This window comes from Paraburkholderia sp. J12 (genome assembly GCF_905220215.1).
In the GTDB taxonomy this organism is placed as follows: Bacteria; Pseudomonadota; Gammaproteobacteria; order Burkholderiales; family Burkholderiaceae; genus Paraburkholderia.
Map to the genome: position 1 here is coordinate 332,821 of NZ_CAJMZC010000005.1, position 16,348 is coordinate 349,168.

At 57.9% G+C, this 16,348-nt stretch carries 16 protein-coding genes and 4 pseudogenes; 11 read left to right on the forward strand and 9 right to left on the reverse strand.

Annotated elements, in window-relative coordinates; genetic code table 11:
* Positions 1 to 40: 40 nt before the first annotated feature.
* The 3 genes from U5760_RS14545 to U5760_RS14555 all read right to left on the reverse strand — a co-directional run bounded on the left by U5760_RS14545 (position 41) and on the right by U5760_RS14555 (position 3,409).
* Positions 41 to 1,030 (reverse strand): D-cysteine desulfhydrase family protein, encoded by a 990-nt coding sequence (locus tag U5760_RS14545; protein WP_322012679.1) that lies wholly within the window; start codon positions 1,028 to 1,030, stop codon positions 41 to 43.
* A gap of 8 nt (positions 1,031 to 1,038) precedes the next feature.
* On the reverse strand, positions 1,039 to 1,968 hold the full coding sequence (locus U5760_RS14550) for an amino acid ABC transporter substrate-binding protein (protein ID WP_322012680.1): 930 nt from the start codon (positions 1,966 to 1,968) through the stop codon (positions 1,039 to 1,041).
* An 82-nt stretch (positions 1,969 to 2,050) separates the two neighbouring features.
* Positions 2,051 to 3,409: a PLP-dependent aminotransferase family protein gene (locus tag U5760_RS14555; RefSeq protein ID WP_322012681.1), complete on the reverse strand. Its 1,359-nt coding sequence runs from the start codon at positions 3,407 to 3,409 to the stop codon at positions 2,051 to 2,053.
* A 176-nt stretch (positions 3,410 to 3,585) separates the two neighbouring features.
* Here U5760_RS14555 and U5760_RS14560 point away from each other — a divergent pair, with 176 nt between their 5' ends.
* From U5760_RS14560 to U5760_RS14580, 5 genes are read left to right on the forward strand one after another with little or no spacing between them, the layout of a single operon-like run.
* Positions 3,586 to 3,987 carry a RidA family protein gene (locus U5760_RS14560; RefSeq protein WP_322012683.1) on the forward strand — a complete coding sequence of 134 codons (402 nt, stop codon included), beginning with the start codon at positions 3,586 to 3,588 and terminating at the stop codon, positions 3,985 to 3,987.
* Positions 3,984 to 4,877 carry a dihydrodipicolinate synthase family protein gene (locus U5760_RS14565; RefSeq protein ID WP_322012684.1) on the forward strand — a complete coding sequence of 298 codons (894 nt, stop codon included), beginning with the start codon at positions 3,984 to 3,986 and terminating at the stop codon, positions 4,875 to 4,877. The genes U5760_RS14560 and U5760_RS14565 overlap by 4 nt, the downstream gene beginning before the upstream one ends.
* Before the next feature lie 19 nt (positions 4,878 to 4,896).
* Positions 4,897 to 5,655, forward strand: a complete 759-nt coding sequence (locus tag U5760_RS14570) for an amino acid ABC transporter permease (protein ID WP_322012685.1) — start codon at positions 4,897 to 4,899, stop codon at positions 5,653 to 5,655.
* Complete coding sequence (locus U5760_RS14575) at positions 5,648 to 6,334, forward strand: amino acid ABC transporter permease (RefSeq protein ID WP_322012686.1); 687 nt, start codon at positions 5,648 to 5,650, stop codon at positions 6,332 to 6,334. The genes U5760_RS14570 and U5760_RS14575 overlap by 8 nt, the downstream gene beginning before the upstream one ends.
* A 3-nt stretch (positions 6,335 to 6,337) precedes the next feature.
* Positions 6,338 to 7,063 (forward strand): amino acid ABC transporter ATP-binding protein, encoded by a 726-nt coding sequence (locus tag U5760_RS14580; RefSeq protein ID WP_322012687.1) that lies wholly within the window; start codon positions 6,338 to 6,340, stop codon positions 7,061 to 7,063.
* A 122-nt stretch (positions 7,064 to 7,185) separates the two neighbouring features.
* Here U5760_RS14580 and U5760_RS14585 read toward each other — a convergent pair.
* From U5760_RS14585 to U5760_RS14610, 6 genes and pseudogenes are all read right to left on the reverse strand, one after another.
* Positions 7,186 to 7,362 (reverse strand): annotated as a pseudogene (locus tag U5760_RS14585) (phosphonoacetate hydrolase); the annotation flags it as partial.
* Positions 7,361 to 7,570, reverse strand: a pseudogene (locus tag U5760_RS14590) (transposase); the annotation flags it as partial. The pseudogenes U5760_RS14590 and U5760_RS14585, both read right to left, overlap by 2 nt.
* A gap of 40 nt (positions 7,571 to 7,610) precedes the next feature.
* Positions 7,611 to 7,757 (reverse strand): annotated as a pseudogene (locus U5760_RS14595) (ABC transporter substrate-binding protein); the annotation flags it as partial.
* Between the two features lie 23 nt (positions 7,758 to 7,780).
* Positions 7,781 to 8,962 carry an alpha-hydroxy acid oxidase gene (locus tag U5760_RS14600; protein WP_322012688.1) on the reverse strand — a complete coding sequence of 394 codons (1,182 nt, stop codon included), beginning with the start codon at positions 8,960 to 8,962 and terminating at the stop codon, positions 7,781 to 7,783.
* The gene (locus U5760_RS14605) at positions 8,959 to 9,993 is read right to left on the reverse strand and encodes a LysR family transcriptional regulator (protein ID WP_322012689.1); all 1,035 of its coding nucleotides are present in this window, start codon (positions 9,991 to 9,993) and stop codon (positions 8,959 to 8,961) included. The genes U5760_RS14600 and U5760_RS14605 overlap by 4 nt, the downstream gene beginning before the upstream one ends.
* A gap of 1 nt (position 9,994) precedes the next feature.
* Positions 9,995 to 11,377 (reverse strand): MFS transporter, encoded by a 1,383-nt coding sequence (locus U5760_RS14610; protein ID WP_322012690.1) that lies wholly within the window; start codon positions 11,375 to 11,377, stop codon positions 9,995 to 9,997.
* A gap of 338 nt (positions 11,378 to 11,715) precedes the next feature.
* Between U5760_RS14610 and U5760_RS14615 the strand changes: the two genes are divergently transcribed.
* The 6 genes and pseudogenes from U5760_RS14615 to U5760_RS31650 all read left to right on the forward strand — a co-directional run.
* Positions 11,716 to 12,672 (forward strand): hydroxyacid dehydrogenase, encoded by a 957-nt coding sequence (locus U5760_RS14615; RefSeq protein WP_322012691.1) that lies wholly within the window; start codon positions 11,716 to 11,718, stop codon positions 12,670 to 12,672.
* Between the two features lie 11 nt (positions 12,673 to 12,683).
* The gene (locus tag U5760_RS14620; RefSeq protein WP_322012693.1) at positions 12,684 to 13,376 is read left to right on the forward strand and encodes an RraA family protein; all 693 of its coding nucleotides are present in this window, start codon (positions 12,684 to 12,686) and stop codon (positions 13,374 to 13,376) included.
* Between the two features lie 41 nt (positions 13,377 to 13,417).
* Positions 13,418 to 14,710, forward strand: coding sequence for an MFS transporter (locus tag U5760_RS14625; RefSeq protein WP_322012695.1), 1,293 nt, complete (start codon positions 13,418 to 13,420; stop codon positions 14,708 to 14,710).
* Positions 14,685 to 15,605, forward strand: coding sequence for an SMP-30/gluconolactonase/LRE family protein (locus U5760_RS14630; RefSeq protein ID WP_322012697.1), 921 nt, complete (start codon positions 14,685 to 14,687; stop codon positions 15,603 to 15,605). The genes U5760_RS14625 and U5760_RS14630 overlap by 26 nt, the downstream gene beginning before the upstream one ends.
* Positions 15,606 to 15,697: 92 nt before the next feature.
* Positions 15,698 to 16,168, forward strand: a complete 471-nt coding sequence (locus U5760_RS14635; protein ID WP_322012698.1) for an amidohydrolase family protein — start codon at positions 15,698 to 15,700, stop codon at positions 16,166 to 16,168.
* Positions 16,128 to 16,259 (forward strand): annotated as a pseudogene (locus U5760_RS31650) (amino acid ABC transporter ATP-binding protein); the annotation flags it as partial. The gene U5760_RS14635 and the pseudogene U5760_RS31650, both read left to right, overlap by 41 nt.
* Between the last annotated feature and the right edge of the window lie 89 nt (positions 16,260 to 16,348).

Consider the following 16,348-nt stretch of genomic DNA (forward strand, 5'->3'; position numbering starts at 1 on the left):
AGGGGGCCACTGCATGAAGTGTGGTCGAACGACGGAGTGTCTAGAGCCAGGACGCGTATGCGGACAGTGCCGTTGCCCCACCGGTATGCAAGAAGACAATGTTTTGGCCAGAGGAAAAGCGTGCGGTATTGATATCGGAGATCAGGCCGGCCATAGCTTTACCGGTGTACACCGGGTCAAGCAAGATGCCTTCGAGCCTACCAAGCAGGCGTATGGCGTCAAGCGCTTCCACCGTCGGTATCCCATACCCGGGACCAATTTGAGAATCATCGACGTCGATAGGGCAAAAATTCTCCGCAGATCCGGATAACATCTCCGCCGTTTCTTCGGCGATTTTACGCACGATGTTGATCTGAAGAGCGGCTTCCAGCCTGACGCTGTAGCTGCGTACCAGGGTCCCGCGGTGCGCACCGAGTCCGGCGACCAATCCGGCTTGTGTGCCGCCGCTACTGCCTGCGTGCACGATCGCATCGATCCCGATGCCCAAGTCGCGTGCCTGGGACTGAAGCTCTTCGATGCAGCGGGCGTAACCCATTGCACCTAGCGCGTTGGAGCCGCCCCCGGGTACCACATAAGGCTTGCGCCCCTGCTTGACCAGTTTCTCCTGGAGTTGCGTGACGGCCCTCGCAATATCCGCTCCGGCGGGTAGCTCATCGCACAGGGTTGCGCCGAGGACCCGGTTCAGCAAAGCGTTGCCCGCCCGGTAGTATTCCTCGGGTTGTCCTTCCAGCCGACGCTCGAGCAGCAATACACAGTGCAGGCCCAGTCGTGCCGCCGCGGCCGCCGTCTGGCGCGCATGGTTGGACTGGGTTGCGCCCAGGCCGATGAGGGTATCGGCCCCCTTGGCCAACGCGTCGGCGGCAAGGTATTCGAGCTTGCGTGCCTTGTTGCCGCCGCCGGCCAGGCCGGTCATGTCGTCGCGCTTGATGAAGATTGCAGGTCCGCCCAGATGCGCCGAAAGACGTGGAAGATGCTGCAGGGGCGTCGCGCTTTCGGTGAATCGTACTGCCGGAAATGTTTTAGTCGCCATGATCGGCCTCACTGGTAGGAAGCCGGATCCGCGCTATCGGTCGGTCGGGCAAAGGCCTTGCGCAGCGCCGGGCTTACCGGAACGTGCAGGTTGATCCCCTTCGGCGGAATCGGCGACTCGAACCAGCGGGTATAGATGGCGTCGATAGCACCGCTCTCGAAGGTACTTTTGAGTGCACCATCCACTATGGACTTGAAAACGGGATCATCCTTGCGCATTACCAGCGCGTAGGGTTCCACAGACAAGGGTTCTTTGGATATGACGAAATCCGCCGGGTTTTTTGAGCTGGCGGCCAGAGCCGAGAGGGTGATGTCGTCCAGGAAAAATGCCGCGGCCCGATCCGTGTCCATCATCAGAAAGCCCTCGGCGAAGTCCCTCGAGGGGGAAATTTGCATGTTGTAACTGTGCGCAACGTTGAGTGCCGTGATCTGGCGGAGGTTGGACGACCCAGCCGTTGCAACGACACGCTTGCCTCTGAGTGTGTCCAGGTTGTCCAGTCCCGCACTCTTTTTTGAGACAAACCGGGTGCTCGATACGAAGATGGTCGAGGAAAACGCGACCTGCTGTTGACGCTCAACGGTATTGGAGGTGGTGCCACATTCAAGGTCGACAGTGCCGTTGGCGATGAGCGGAATACGGTTCGACGATGCGATGGGCACCATGTTCACCTTCAGGTCCGGCAACTTCAGGCTGGTCTTCACAGCGTCCACCACCCGCAAGCACAGGTCTACCGAATAGCCTACGAAATGGTGGGCGTCGTCCAGATAGGAAAACGGTAACGCCGTTTCCCGGACCCCTAGTGTGATCTCGTGCTTTTCCCGGATCTTGCTCATCGTTTCGGATGACTGCGCTACCGCCGTTTCGCAGAGTACGCACAACGCCAGCACGGCAAGGAATCGTTTTCCAGCGAAAGGTACGAATTGTCGAGCAAGCAACATGCCAAATCTCCATTTGTATCGATACATAATGTGTAAATTAATTATGAGTCGATACAAAATGAGGGTAAAGCGAGGACAAACCCTATGCAAACAACCCCTGCTCCGGCGTGCGCGGCCCGGAGCGCAGGCTGTGAGCTGCGAGGGTTGCGAACCGATTCAGCTCGTCTACGTCCTGCGCCGCGCTCACGCTCAGGCGCACTGCCGGCACGGGGGCGGTCCCGTCCACACCGAACGCCTCCGCGGATAAAACCAGATAACCCATGGTTTCCGCGAGGCTGCAGAACTGGCGGCCGGTCCACGGCTCCGGCAAAGTGAGCCACGCATGAGGGGCGTAAGGCGTGGTCTGCACCCGTGCACCGAGTATTTCGCTCAATGCCTGGTTGCGGCGCTGCAATTCCATTCGATTCTCCAGGAGCATCTGATCGGCCTGACCCGAGGCCACCAGTTTCGCCGCAAGCTCCGCCGATATTGGGGACGCCATCCAGGTGGAGGCGCGGACCGCTTCGATTACAGCCGATGTGAAGCGACCCGGAGTCTCCATGAAGCCAACCCGGAGCCCGGGGCCGAGAGTCTTGGAGAAACTGGTAAACCGTATGGTGCAATCGGGGGCGAGACTTGCCAGTGAGGGGAGGTCGGCATCGGTCAGGTAGCCGTACACATCGTCTTCCAGGATGGGTACGCCGGATTGTTCTGCGATTCCCGCGATCTCTATGCGCCGGGCCGAGGACATTGTGGTTGTCGTTGGATTGTGTATGTTGGGTACACAAACGATTGCTTTCACCGATCCATCCGCGAGTGCGGCGCGCAGACTGTCGGAGCGCATGCCTTCCTCATCCATATCGACCGGCACGACTTCAAGGCCAAGCATTGAGGCCGCAGTTTTAAGACCCGTGTAAGTGAGCCGTTCGGTCGCGATCCGGTCGCCGGCTTTCGTGCACGCCAGCAAAGCGCAGAGCAATGCATGCTGCGCCCCGTCCGTGACGACGACCTTCGCGGGATCCACATGACGCCCCTCGCGGCCCCCCAGCCATTGCGCGCCGACTTCGCGATGACTAAGGCGGCCACCGGGGTTGTCATAGCGCAGCAGATTACCCAGCGCTGGGGACGAGTGCAGGGATGCCATTTCCTGGGCGAGGCTTCCCCACCAGTGCTTGACCGCAGCCTGGTGCCCGCGAAGGTCCGCAATGCCGCGCTCCAGAGCGCGTGGCAAGTCTTGCTGGTCAACTTCAACCGTCTCGGCCGGGGCCTTGACGCGTGTGCCGCGCCGGGCCCCGGTCTCTATGAGATTGGCCCTGAGCGCCACGGCAAACGCACGCGATACGGTGCCGACGGTTACCCCAAGGCTGGCCGACAACTCTCTGTTGGGTGGGAGCAAATCTCCCGGCTTGAGCTTCCCGCTCTGAATGTCGCGGATGAGCGCCGTGGCGATCTGTTCATACATCGGCCCAGTCGTCCCGGATAAATCCGGTACCCAGTTCGCCGCTCGTTCCATCTTTTCTGTCTCCATGATCGGGGAATTACGGCTTGACATCTCAAAATGTACCCGCCAATAATTCGACACATAAAAGTTATGTATCAATACAAAGTAGATGGGTAGTTATTTTACATGGAGATATGATGTTAGAGATGATCAGTACAGGGCGTGACACGGCGAGAGGAGGGCACTACTCGCAGGCGGTACGCGCGGGAGACTTCGTATTCATTTCGGGCCAGACGCCGCGTGATGCGCAAAGGACGATTGTTGGCGCGACCATCGAGGAGCAAACCGCCGTCACGCTGGAGAACGTGCAGCTGGCGCTGGACGCGGCCGGCGCTTCCCTCGACGACGTAGTGAAAGTCAACGTGCATCTGGCTGACCTCCGGGATGCCAGCAGATTCAATCAGGTCTATGCGCGGTACTTTCCGGTCACGCTTCCGGCACGTACGACCGTTGGGAGTGTACTGAACGAAGTGATGGTGGAAGTCGACGTGGTTGCCTATGTGCCTCGCTCGCAGAAGGCCGCGGAGGCGCAAGCATGATCCCCGCACTGCATGGCGTCATTCCGGCGGTGCCGACACCGCTGGATGCTGACGGCAATCCCGACCCGCAAAAGCTGGTTTCTTTCATCCGCGAGCTTTTTAATGCGGGTTGTCATGGCGTAAATCTACTCGGGACCACCGGGGAGGCGACATCCTTCGCGCGCGCTGCACGTCTACAAGTGATGGAGGCCGTCGCAAAGGCGGGTCTTGCATCCAGAATGATGGTCGGGACAGGGGCCGCAGCCTTCGACGAGGCGGTGGACTTGTCTCGTGCGGCTGACAGCATGGGATTTGCTGGTGCGCTACTTCTTCCCCCGTTCTACTACAAGGACATTGGCGAGGCCGCACTTGCCAACTTTGTGGAGCGGCTGGCAAACCAGTCCAGGTTGCAGACCACGCGTATCTACCTCTACAACATCCCTCAATTCACCGGCTTACGCTACACCTTGGCAATGCTGGAGCGATTGTCGGTGAGCCTGGGTGAAATGCTTGCGGGAATTAAGGACAGCTCGGGCGAGCTTGCCTATGCTGAAGATGTGGCCACAAACTTAGGACAACTTACCGTGTTTCCGAGCAACGAGGCTACGTTGCGAGACCGGCAGGCCAAGTGCTTTGCCGGTTGTGTATCGGCGTCCGTAAACGTCTATCCCGGCCTGGCATGTGACGTATTTGACCGCGGCGCGAACGTCGACGCCGCCCTTTATACGTCGATGGTGGCGGTCCGCAAGGCCCTTTCCAGCATGCCGCTCGTGCCCGCCGTCAAGGCAGCCGTGGGGTGGCGGCAGAAGGACGATACGTGGGCCGCGACGAAGGAGCCTTTGGCGCCGTTGACGGCAATTCAAACCGCGAGCCTCATTGCCTCTCTCGAATTGGCCGTTGGGTCCCGCTAACACTACTGATATTTGCCCCATGAACTATCACTGGAACTGGGCCATTTTCAACGAAACCGCGCCGGACGGCACCGGTACCTATCTGCATAGCCTGATAGCCGGGCTGGGCTGGACGATTGCCACGGCGCTTTCGGCGTGGTGCATCGCGCTCGTTATAGGAACCGCCGTCGGCATCCTGAAAACTACGGCGTCACGGCCAGCACGGCGCCTTGCATTCGGCTACATCGAACTATTCCGCAACATTCCCCTCCTGGTGCAGATGTTCGTGTGGTACTTCGTGGTTCCGGAGATGGTTCCGCATGCGACAGGGCTCTGGCTCAAGGGCCTAAGCGACGGATCCTTTGTCGCCGCCGTTGTTTGTCTGGGACTGTTCACGTCGGCACGGATAGCGGTGCAGGTCTCGGCCGGCATTGACTCCCTGCCTCGCGGACAGCGAGCGGCCGGCAACGCCCTCGGCATGCGGGAGTGGCAAGTCTATCGATACATACTGTTACCGGTTGCCGGGCGGCGCATCCTCCCACCCTTGACCAACGAGTTCCTGAGCAATATCAAGAATACGTCGGTTGCTCTGACAATCGGTCTGGTCGAACTGACCGCCAGTGCCAGATCCATGGCGGAATTTTCGTTTCAGGTCTTCGAGGCGTTTACCGCCGCCACCATCATCTACCTGGTCGTGAACCTGTTCGCGATCGGGTTAATGAAGGCCGTGGAGGTTGCCGCAGCACCTGGCCGGGCGCCGCGCTCCGGTTTCTTCCTGGGGGCCAAACGTCATGTTTGATGCTTTCGATTTCAGTGTGATAGGCCGGTCATTGCCGTACCTTTTCGGCGTGGGCATGGTGTTCACCGTCAAGCTGACCCTGATGGCCATGGTGGGAGGTTCCGTTCTCGGCACGTTCCTCGCGCTGATGCGGCTTTCGCATGTCAGGATCTTGAGGGTCGCGGCGGGGGCTTATGTGAACATCATTCGCTCGCTTCCGCTCATTCTGGTCATCTTCTGGTTCTTTTTTCTGGTGCCCTATATCGGAGGGTGGATCATCCGGTCGAATGAGCCGATAGAGGTGGGGGCGTTCAGCTCGGCATTGATCACATTCGTCATGTTCGAGGCAGCGTACTACTGCGAAATCATTCGCGCGGGCATACGAGGCGTTCCTTTGGGGCAGGTCTACGCGGCCCAGGCCATTGGCATGAATTACACCAGGGTTATGGTGCATGTGGTCCTGCCGCAAGCCTTTCGGGCCATGTTGCCGCTGATACTCACGCAGTCCATCGTTCTCTTGCAGGACGTTTCCCTTGTCTATGTGGTGTCGATCACTGACTTTGTGGGGGCCGCTGCCGCCATCGCTCAGCGTGACGGGCGACTCCTCGAGATGTACCTCTTCGTCGCGCTCGTCTATTTCACCATTTGCTTCATTCTTTCGTCGCTAGTCAGACACATGGCTCAGCGCAGGGCTGTCTAGAAAATGATCCAGATCGAAAACATCTCCAAGTGGTATGGGAACTTCCGCGTGCTGAATGGTTGCAGCACATCCGTGGCCAAGGGAGAAGTGGTCGTGGTGTGTGGCCCTTCGGGGTCCGGCAAGTCCACCCTCATCAAGACCGTCAATGGACTAGAGTCGGTTGGCGAAGGCAGCATCAGTGTCGACGGCTTTTCTGTCACGGGGCGCAACGCGGATCTGCCGGGAATCCGGTCGCGCATTGGTATGGTATTCCAGGGCTTTGAACTTTTCCCTCATCTGAGCGTTATCGACAACATGCTGCTTGGCCAGGTCAAGGTACTAAAGCGTGGAAGAGCGGAGGCGCTCGCGAAAGCGCATCATTATCTGCAGCGTGTGGGGCTGGATGCGCATTCGCACAAACTGCCGGGCCAACTTTCAGGCGGGCAGCAGCAGCGTGTAGCGATAGCACGGGCACTTGCCATGGATCCTGTCGCCATGCTCTTTGACGAGCCGACCTCGGCGCTGGATCCCGAGATGGTGAACGAGGTTCTGGAGGTCATGATCGGGTTGGCGCGCGACGGGATGACGATGATGGTTGTGACTCATGAAATGGGATTCGCCAGAAAGGTGGCCGATCGCGTCATATTCATGGATGCTGGCTCGATTGTTGAGGATCGTGAGAAGACGGCTTTTTTCGACGAGCCGTGTTCTTCGCGCGCGCGGGAGTTCCTTGGGAAAATCATCCATTAGCTGTAGTGCCTCCGGATGCCATTCACAACGTAAATATTGATGGGCGATCACGCCTATATCCGGGGGGCATTGCTGCCTCCATATGGCGCGCGGTCTTTGCCGCGCTAACCATTTATCCACTATCAGGCAAGGCGATTGAATGCGAGATCGACGACGTCGAAATTGCGCAGGCGCTGCATGTCGTCGACACCCGTGAGTGTTCGGTTGAAAACGAGTGGCACCTTTTGTGCAGGGAGGCCGCCGTGAGAGCGCAGTGGTACGGTGAGCCCGGCCAGGTCATGTTTCCCGGCGGCGCTGCCGGGAGCCTTGGATCACCATCATCCGCAAATAGGCGTTGCCGCGCTTGCTGATGCCACCAGGATCCGACTTGCCGCCATTTGAGTATTGCTTCGGTACAAGACCGAGCCAGGCTGACATATCGCGGGCCCGCTTGAGTGCGGTGCCATTGCCAACCGCAGCAATGAGAACTGTTGAGACAACCGGTCCGATGCCAGGTGGACTGCCCAGGGAATGCTAGACGCCGCTGGCTGGGATGTTAGCTTTCTCGGCGATCCGCCTGCTCGGCCACACTCAACGCGGCGTCAAGACGTCCGGAAACGAGGTCTGCCCAGACGTCAACGCCAGCTATGCGCCAATACCGCTTCACATAGGTTTCCTGAGCGGTGCCTTGTTGCACACCGACCCGCTTGCCCTTGGCCTTCGGCACAGCCACCTCAGCTATGAATGACGAACATGCCGCACATGTTGCGCGTTAATTTCGCTGATAGCGGTGACTCCCAGCAGTCCCATGTTTCTGCGAACTTCCTCGCGAAGTAACCTTATTGCGTGAGCAACTCCGCCATCTCCACCAATAGCCGCTGCATAGCCCATCGGCCGTCCCACAAAGACAAATCGGGCTCCGAGCGCGAGCGCCTTGATGACATCGGTGCCTCTCCGAACTCCGCTGTCGAGCATAACCGGAATTTCAGGAACTGCTTGCACGATTTCGTCCAGCACCGAGAGCGGAGCGATGGCGCCATCGAGTTGTCGGCCGCCGTGGTTCGAGACGATGATTCCGTCTACGCCGGACCGTACCGCCTTACGCGCATCATCGGCATGCAAAATTCCTTTGATGATGAGTGTTCCGGGCCATAGCACTCGGATACGCTCGACATGCTCCCAGGTGAGGTGGCCTCTGTCGGAAAAGTCCCGCAATACTGTCGAAGACAGTATTGGCGCACCTCTCTCGGCATAGTTATTTTCGAAGTGAGGCATGCCATGTCGCACAATGGTCTTGAAGAAGGTTCCGAAAAGCCATGCGGGATGCGTTATGCCATCGAAAGCAAGACGCAACGACGGTTTGAGAGGTGTTGAAAATCCTGTGCGGATGTTGTTTTCACGATTGGCCGCGACCGCCGTGTCTACGGTGATAACCAGCGTTTTGAAGTTGGCTCGTTTGACCCGCTCGATGAGAGCGACAATGCGCGCATCTTCGCCGGGCAAGTAGGCCTGAAACCAGGCATCAGGATTCTCCTCGATGACTTCCTCAAGTCGAATGAGCGACGATCCACTCATAATCATTGGAACATTTGCCGCGCGCGCCGCGCGTGCCATGACGAGGTCGCCCCTATACGCGAATAACGCACTCAAGCCCATCGGTGCCAGGCCAAAAGGAGCCGCGTAGTTATGGCCAAACAATGCCGTATCGGTTGACCGCTGTGAAACATTGACCAGTGTTCGCGGTACAAATGCATACGACCGGAAGCTGTTCCGCGTCAAGGCAATTGAGACGTTGTCTTCGACGGCTCCGTGCACGTAACCAAAGATAGGGCGCGGAAGGTGACGCCTGGCAGCAGCTTCGAAGTCATCAAGGCTGAGAAGCTTGTTAAAGCGGGCGCTACTGCCGGAGTGGGTAGTCATCGTTGTGTCTTCGTGTCGCTATATGTGGTCTGGGAACCAAGTGAGAGGGTGTAGTCCGCCTCTTCTTTTGCAAATTGAGCGAGAGCTGAAATAAACGCCCGGGTATCGTCCGTGCGCCACTTGAAGCAATATTCGATGCTCGGCAACTCTGGCATGGTCCGGAATGCATTCAGTTGACCTGTTTCGATGAGGTTGCGCATGAACAGGCGCGGAAGAAAGCTGATTCCAACGTCAGCTACCGTTAATCCGACGATGGCACTCAGACTGTTGCAGGCGAGGATGCGACGTCCGTGAATCTTGTTCGACGCAGCCCAGAACTCGTAGGTCGCCGTCAGACGGGATTCTGCGGTCATCGTCAGAATTGGATGGCGAGCGATGTCTTCGGACTTGAGAACGGTGCCTGCAGGAATCCGCTTGGGCGACGACATCCACGCGAACTCGAGCGTGGCGAGCGGGACTGAGGTCAACGTCAGGTTCTCTTCGCTGCTTTGCGGAAGAATGGCAAAATCAATCTCGCCTCGAACGAGACGACGCTCCAATCCTGCAGCCAAGTCGACGTACGGCTCCAACGCCAGGTCGGGATGCTCGTTCGTAACCCGCGCGACAAATTTCGGAAACCAGGTGAGCGCCGTGAGCTCGCTGACGCCGAACCGGCATAACCCGGAAAGGCGGGGGGGCGTGCCTAGCAGTTCATGAATCTCTCCCTCGAACTGGAGAATCTTATGAGCGTGGCCAAGAATTCTTGTTCCGTGCTCTGTTAAGACTGACCTCTGAGCGGACCTGTCAAAAAGTGGTACGTTTAACGCGGCTTCCAGTTCCGCAATGCGTTTCGAAAGCGTGGACTGTGTTACGTGCAAGCGAGTAGCTGCTATCGAAAAGCTGCCAAGACTGGCCGCCCAGTAGAATGCCTCAAGTTGTTTGAGAGTCATAGTGGGATAGAGAACCTGCAGGTACGCCACGAAATCGCGGCGTACCATTATCGGAATGCATGCGCCTATCGTAGCCGGATGACCGATGAGCTTCGGCGACACGTCATGCGCTTTGCTCGACAAGCTGCTTGTTACCGTCACGAGCGGGATTTGCGACTACAGTCTGCTCATCGCCGGAGGCAGTGCTTCGTGGTTCGATGATGCTGAGCAGAAGCAGGAAAGTTGCGGCTGAGCATGCTGCGAGAAAAGCGAACACCCATGACCAGCCAGATTTGTCGAGGATGAGTCCGACGATGAACGGCGCAAACGCTCCTCCGAGAGAGCCACCGGTGTTTACGATTGATGCTGCGAGCGGCACCTTGTCTCGGGTAGCGATGCCCATCGGATAAACGAGGAACGTTGAGTACCCGAGATTAAGCAACACACCTGCGGCGAAAAACAGCAGGGCGAGCATCATCGGGTCGTTCGGTGCAAACAACAGCGTGTACATCATACCCACCGTCGCCACCGAGGTAATCATCATGACGGGCTTCCGGCGCCGGGCAAAAACTGTGTCCGAGAGCCATCCGCCGAGCAAGTTGCCAACAATTGCCCCAACCCACGGTGCAGAAGCAACTGCTCCCATCTTCATCACCGAAAAGTGCTTCACGCTGATGAGGTAGGTGGGCACCCAGGTCATGATGGCATAAGTGATGCCTACCAGAAAGAAATACCCAAGCGCGCATCCCCAGACGTTCCAGGAAGTGAAGATAGACCGGCTCGTCGAAAGCAGTTGCACCCGGCGCGTTCTAATAAGACGGTCTACCCACGAATGTTCGACGGTCCTCTTCTGCTCTTTCGCTTGCTCGGCCGGTGGTGAGGACTTGATGTAGTCGACCTCGCTCTGCGAGACGTAGCGTGATTCTTTTGGCTCGTCGCGAACTAGCCAAAACCACAGGAGCGAAGTGATGAGTCCGGGTACTGCAAAGAAGAAGAACACGTCGCGCCAGCCGAACTTCAAAAGCAAAAGTGCACACAGCGGCGGAACGAATGCTGGGGAGAATTTGATGGCGGAGATAAAGACACCCGCTGCCAGCCCCTTCTCCTGAGGCGGGAACCACCGGTTGATAGTTGCAACGATACCAATGTTGACAGGGCCCTCCGCAAGGCCGAGAACGGCACGCGCAGCTTTGAGTTGAATGACGCTACCCGCCAGCCCCATGAACAGTGTCGCAAGTGACGTCAGCACCATCGAGCCGACCATCAATCCGCGGACACCGAGTTGGCCGAAAAGGTATCCCGAAGGGATTTGTACAATGGCGTAACCAAAGTAAAAAAGGCTGGCCATGGCGCCGATGTCTGTGTTGCTCAGGTGATATTCGTTCCGAATCGTCGGAATGACCATACCGAGGTTGGCGCGATCTGCTCCGGCGATGCAATAGGTCACAAATATCATCGCGAGAACAATCCAGCGATAGCCCGTTCGGGCGGTGGAACTGCCTTTCATATGTGTCTCCTGTCCACGGCGGCGCCGATCACCTGCTACGGCTCTCTGACCCTGGCTCATCGTAAGTCGTCTGATAGGTCAATACGTAGCGACTTTTGTCGATGTTCCAGCATTCCATTTTCGACTTGGGGGCTAACCCTGATTGACCAATTGATGCAGTCTCGAACTAATTTTCCCCACCTGAGTTCTCCCGCCTAGTAAGGCTCAGAGCATTTTCTAGGGGTTCACCCGGACAGTCGAAAACGGAATGCTCCTGGGTCGAAAAATGTCGCTACTTCCTACCTGAGAGTCGCTTTTATGCTTGGTCCCGCGACCTCGACAAACAGCGGAACCAGCACATGAAAGTTTTCGTCATGGACCAGATTGACCCGAGCGCGGTGGAACTGCTCTCGAAGGCTCACACGGTCGTCAACTACCCCGAATCACGCACCGCCGACTGGCACGCCAACGCAGATGCCGTCGTTGTAAGAACATTCGAAGTCAGGGCGTCTGACTTATCGAAGGCCAGGAACCTGAAAATTGTCGCGAAGCACGGCACCGGTGTGGATAACGTCGACATCGAGGCTGCGAGCGAAGCCGGTGTCCTGGTGACGAATACGCCCGGAGCCAACGCAAACGCTGTCGCGGAATACGCTCTCGCGATTACTCTGGCGCTTGCGAGAAAGGTCAGCGTTGCCGACCGGGCGCTGCGTCAATTGCAGCAAGCACAACTCCAGGGGGGCGTCGAACTGACAGGGAAGACCATCGGTATTCTGGGCTTCGGTGATATTGGCCGCAGAACGGCGCGTCTTTTCAAGGCTGCATTTGGCTCCGGGCTGGTGGTCTACGACCTGTACGCTCCCGATGCCGCCTTTGAAGAACTGGGCGCCGTACGAGTGAACTCCATTCATGAACTGCTGCCGGCTTGTGATGTCGTCAGCCTGCACCTGCCCCTGCTGGCCGCCACGAAGAACCTCATCGGTGCAGCCGAATTCAAGCTTATGCGCAACTCAGCGCTCTTCATCAACGTGGCGCGCGGCGGGATTGTCGATGAGTACGCGCTCTATCAGGCGTTAGTTGATGGACAAATCGCCGGCGCGGCAAGCGACGTATTCGAAACCGAGCCAGTGCCCGCGTCCCACCCCCTGCTGAGGCTCGAGAACTTCGTAGCCTCCCCACACATCGCTGCCAGTAGCAAGGAATCGCTCGTTCGGATGGGTCACGCAGCGGCGCACGCAGTTATCGAAGCTCTCGCCGGCCGCACTCCGCCGCATCAAGTTCTTCCGAGGCTTAACACCATTAACGCAACTGTTTAAGGGCATCCCCCATGAAGACGAACCGTTTCAACGAAACCGCCGATTTCGAACGCGTCACGCCGGAACAAATCGAGCGTGCGCGTGAATTCCAGGCTGCAGTTCTGTGTGATGTCGCAGGACGTCGCGGTGCACTGCATGGCGACATCCAGCCGCTCGTTCCGAGTATGGTGGTCGCGGGCCCCGCGTTTCCGGTCGAGGTTCGCCCGGGTGACAACCTGATGTTCCACGTTGCGCTGGCACTTGCGAAGCCGGGTGACATCATCGTCGTCGATGGCAAAGGTTATCAATCGGCCGCGCTCTTCGGCGAATTGATGGTGACGCAAGCTATCGCAGCCAAGCTCGGCGGACTGGTTGTTGACGGCGCGGCGCGCGATGTCGAGACCCTTCGTAACAGCAGCATGCCGATTTTTGCAAATGGCCGTAATCCTGCTGGCCCGACCAAAAGCCTCGATGGCCGCATTGGCGTGCCTGTCTCGCTGGGTGGTGTGTCGGTTGAGCCAGGTGACCTGGTTATCGGTGACTGTGACGGTGTCGTCGTCATTCCTCGCGCAGATGTGGACAAGGTTCTCAAGGCAGCCGAGAAGAAGCTCGAGGCAGAGGCGCAGCGCCTAGCGGAAATCCGCGACGGAATTCTCGTTTCACCATGGCTCGATGATGCGCTACGTATGGCAAGCGTGATTGGCAAGGAAGAGACGCTCGAATAACTACCTGGCAGTTTTAAAAAACTAAATACGGAGACGATGCAATGAAACGCCGATATTGGATATACCTATTTCTGTTCCTGCTAACGGTCGTGAATTATGTCGACCGCGTGGCGTTGTCCATTGCATCGTCTCAAATAAGCAAGGAATTCTCACTGTCGCCGGTCAACCTGGGCTACCTGTTTTCATCGTTCTTGTGGCTCTACGCAGTTGCCCTGATTCCGATGGGTTTGCTTGTCGACCGGTTCGGCAGCAAACGCCTCAATGCGTGGGGCATCGGCTTTTGGTCCCTCGCCACCGCATTGACCGCTCTCACCGGCGGATTCATTTCGCTGCTGGCAACGCGGCTTCTGATGGGGCTTGGCGAGTCGACGTCTTATCCCGCGGGCGGCCGGGTGATTCGCGAGTGGGCACCCGCCTCCGAGCGCGGAATCGCAACATCGATTTTTCACGCGGGCAGCCTCCTTGGACCGGCGATCGGAGCCATCGGCCTTGGATGGGTGGTGACGACATACGGATGGCGTGCATCATTCCTCGTTGCCGCTTCCGCCGGTTTTGTCTGGTTGGCCGCCTGGCTCATCTGGTTTCGACAGCCCGAAGATGCCAGGTGGCTCAGCGACGCAGAGCGCAGGCATATTCTCTCTTCTCGCAACGCAGTGGGAACCTCGGGCTCGGTAGAGCCGAAGCGCCTCGGCTTTGCCGCGCTTGTCCGGTCAAAAACCATCTGGGCCATCGCGTTCACCCATGGTTGTGCGGTGTACGCAACATATCTATTCCTGACATGGATGCCGAGCTACTTGCAGGCCGAAAAGGGCATGAGCATCACGCGGAGCGCACTGTTCACCGCAATTCCATATGCCGGTGCTGCAATACTTGGTGTGTTGATTGGTCGCTGCAGCGACCGCTATCTGTGCGGCAAGGACATCGCTGGAGGAAGCCGCAGGGTTGTCGTGGCTGCTTGCCTGCTGATGTCCGCTCTCATCTTGCTCGTTCCAGGAGCCAACGGGCTCTGGTTCGTGATGCTTCTGTTGACGCTTTCGCTGACTGGATGCACTGCGGCGGTTGCCTCGAACCTGTCGCTGGTCAATGACCTGCTACCCTCGAAGAAAGACTCAGGAACGGCAATCGCAATGATCAGCGTCGGTGGCAACGGCTTTGGCCTGATGGCTCCCATCGCGACCGGGTACGTCGTTTCGATGACGCATAGCTATCAGGCAGGATTCATCATTACGGGCGTTCTGGTACTGACAGCTGCTGCGGCAACGCTGTTGCTCACACGTCGTCCCATTACATCAACGGAGACAATCAGCGATGTTTGCATTACCCGAAACGCTTGAGGCCAAACCGTTCGCCCGCTTACCAGACGAACTTCGCACCGGTACTGAGAAGAGTGAATGGAATGCTGGTCAACCCGCTGGGCTGCATGCGTCGAGTTTTCTCGAAGGCCCGTCTTTTGACCGCAGTGGCGTTCTCTGGTGCGTCGATGTCGTGAACGGTCGAATCCTGAACATTGACCAGAATGGTCAGTTTTCCGTTGCTGTTGAGTATGACGGTTGGCCGAATGGCCTCAAGATTCGCGAAGACGGTCTCGTATTTATCGCCGACTACAAGCACGGCATCATGGTGCACGAGCCTGGCTCGAATGTCGTAAAGCCGTTCCTGGTTCGCGCTGGCGTGGAACGGTTCAAGGCGGTCAACGACCTGTTCTTCGCCGCTAATGGTGATCTCTTTTTTACTGACCAGGGACTGACGGGGCTGCACGACCCCACTGGACGTCTTTTCCGTGTCACGCGGGACGGAAAGGTCGATTGTCTGCTGTCGAACGTGCCCAGCCCAAACGGACTGGTCATGGACCTCGATGAAAACGCGCTACTGCTGGCAGTAACACGTGCAAATGCTGTGTGGCGAGTGCCCATCCTCAACGGTGGCGTCGCGAAGGTCGGTACCTTCATCCAGCTCTCGGGTGGCATAGGCCCGGACGGGCTAGCCCTCGACTCGTCGGGTGGCCTGCTGATTGCGCATGCAGGCATGGGAGCCGTCTGGGTCTTCAATGCCCGAGGCGAACCGACCTATCGTGTGAACACGCCAGACGGCGCTCTGTCCACAAATCTCGCTTTTGGTGGCCCAGAGAACCGGGACATCTTCATAACCGAATCCCGGAGCGCACAGATTTATCGCGCGCGAGTCGATGTCTCGGGGAAAACTATGGTCTCGCATCGGTCCGAAGGCTAACGGCGCGTCATCGTGGGCGGAACAATCTGCTTCGCCATGCGCGACCTTTGCCACGCGTATCGTTTTTAATTGCTAGCTGAGGAGTTTCAGCTTTGTCCGACGAGTCACGTGTCGCGTATCCAGTTTGCGACATTCATATCCATTTCTACGACAACGACTACCCGACCTGGTCGCAGTCGTCGCTCACTCATCCGACAACCACATTCGCCGACTACAAGGCAGTACAGGCGATAAACGGCGCGAGCCGGTTCGTGATTGTGCAGCCGTCGACTTACGGATTTGACAATCGGGTGCTGGTTCGGACCTTAAAGGCCGCGAATGGTGCGGCGAAAGGAGTGGCCGTCGTATCCGCTGACTCGTCCCGTATGGAGCTGGAGCGACTGCGAAAAGCCGGCATCGTCGGATTGCGCGCAAATCTCACGCTCGGTCCACACACGCTCGACGATTTGCCAGACCTCGCGCGATTCACATTCGGCATAGTCGTGGCCCTTGATCAAAGCGAATCGAGGAACGTGAGCAATCGGTCATGCACGCGACGGGATGACGATGATGGTTGTGACTAGTGAAATGGGATTCGCCAGAAAGGTGGCCGATCGCGTCATATTCATGGATGCTGGCTCGATTTACGCCGGAGATATCAACGATTGGCATTGACCAGCCAGGAACGTGTTCCTGGCTGGTAGCGACCATCGGCGATGCTCAACTGCGACGGCTCATCGTCTGGCTAGTCCGTTGCATAATTA

Bases quoted from the DNA above. Each gene is read 5' to 3' on its own strand.
- U5760_RS14630 (WP_322012697.1), top strand. From the start codon at position 14,685: ATGTTTGCATTACCCGAAACGCTTGAGGCCAAACCGTTCGCCCGCTTA.
- U5760_RS14565 (WP_322012684.1), top strand. From the start codon at position 3,984: ATGATCCCCGCACTGCATGGCGTCATTCCGGCGGTGCCGACACCGCTG.
- U5760_RS14580 (WP_322012687.1), top strand. From the start codon at position 6,338: ATGATCCAGATCGAAAACATCTCCAAGTGGTATGGGAACTTCCGCGTG.
- U5760_RS14610 (WP_322012690.1), bottom strand. From the start codon at position 11,377: ATGAAAGGCAGTTCCACCGCCCGAACGGGCTATCGCTGGATTGTTCTC.
- U5760_RS14625 (WP_322012695.1), top strand. From the start codon at position 13,418: ATGAAACGCCGATATTGGATATACCTATTTCTGTTCCTGCTAACGGTC.
- U5760_RS14620 (WP_322012693.1), top strand. From the start codon at position 12,684: ATGAAGACGAACCGTTTCAACGAAACCGCCGATTTCGAACGCGTCACG.
- U5760_RS14575 (WP_322012686.1), top strand. From the start codon at position 5,648: ATGTTTGATGCTTTCGATTTCAGTGTGATAGGCCGGTCATTGCCGTAC.
- U5760_RS14560 (WP_322012683.1), top strand. From the start codon at position 3,586: ATGTTAGAGATGATCAGTACAGGGCGTGACACGGCGAGAGGAGGGCAC.
- U5760_RS14545 (WP_322012679.1), bottom strand. From the start codon at position 1,030: ATGGCGACTAAAACATTTCCGGCAGTACGATTCACCGAAAGCGCGACG.
- U5760_RS14550 (WP_322012680.1), bottom strand. From the start codon at position 1,968: ATGTTGCTTGCTCGACAATTCGTACCTTTCGCTGGAAAACGATTCCTT.
- U5760_RS14570 (WP_322012685.1), top strand. From the start codon at position 4,897: ATGAACTATCACTGGAACTGGGCCATTTTCAACGAAACCGCGCCGGAC.
- U5760_RS14615 (WP_322012691.1), top strand. From the start codon at position 11,716: ATGAAAGTTTTCGTCATGGACCAGATTGACCCGAGCGCGGTGGAACTG.
- U5760_RS14555 (WP_322012681.1), bottom strand. From the start codon at position 3,409: ATGTATGAACAGATCGCCACGGCGCTCATCCGCGACATTCAGAGCGGG.
- U5760_RS14600 (WP_322012688.1), bottom strand. From the start codon at position 8,962: ATGACTACCCACTCCGGCAGTAGCGCCCGCTTTAACAAGCTTCTCAGC.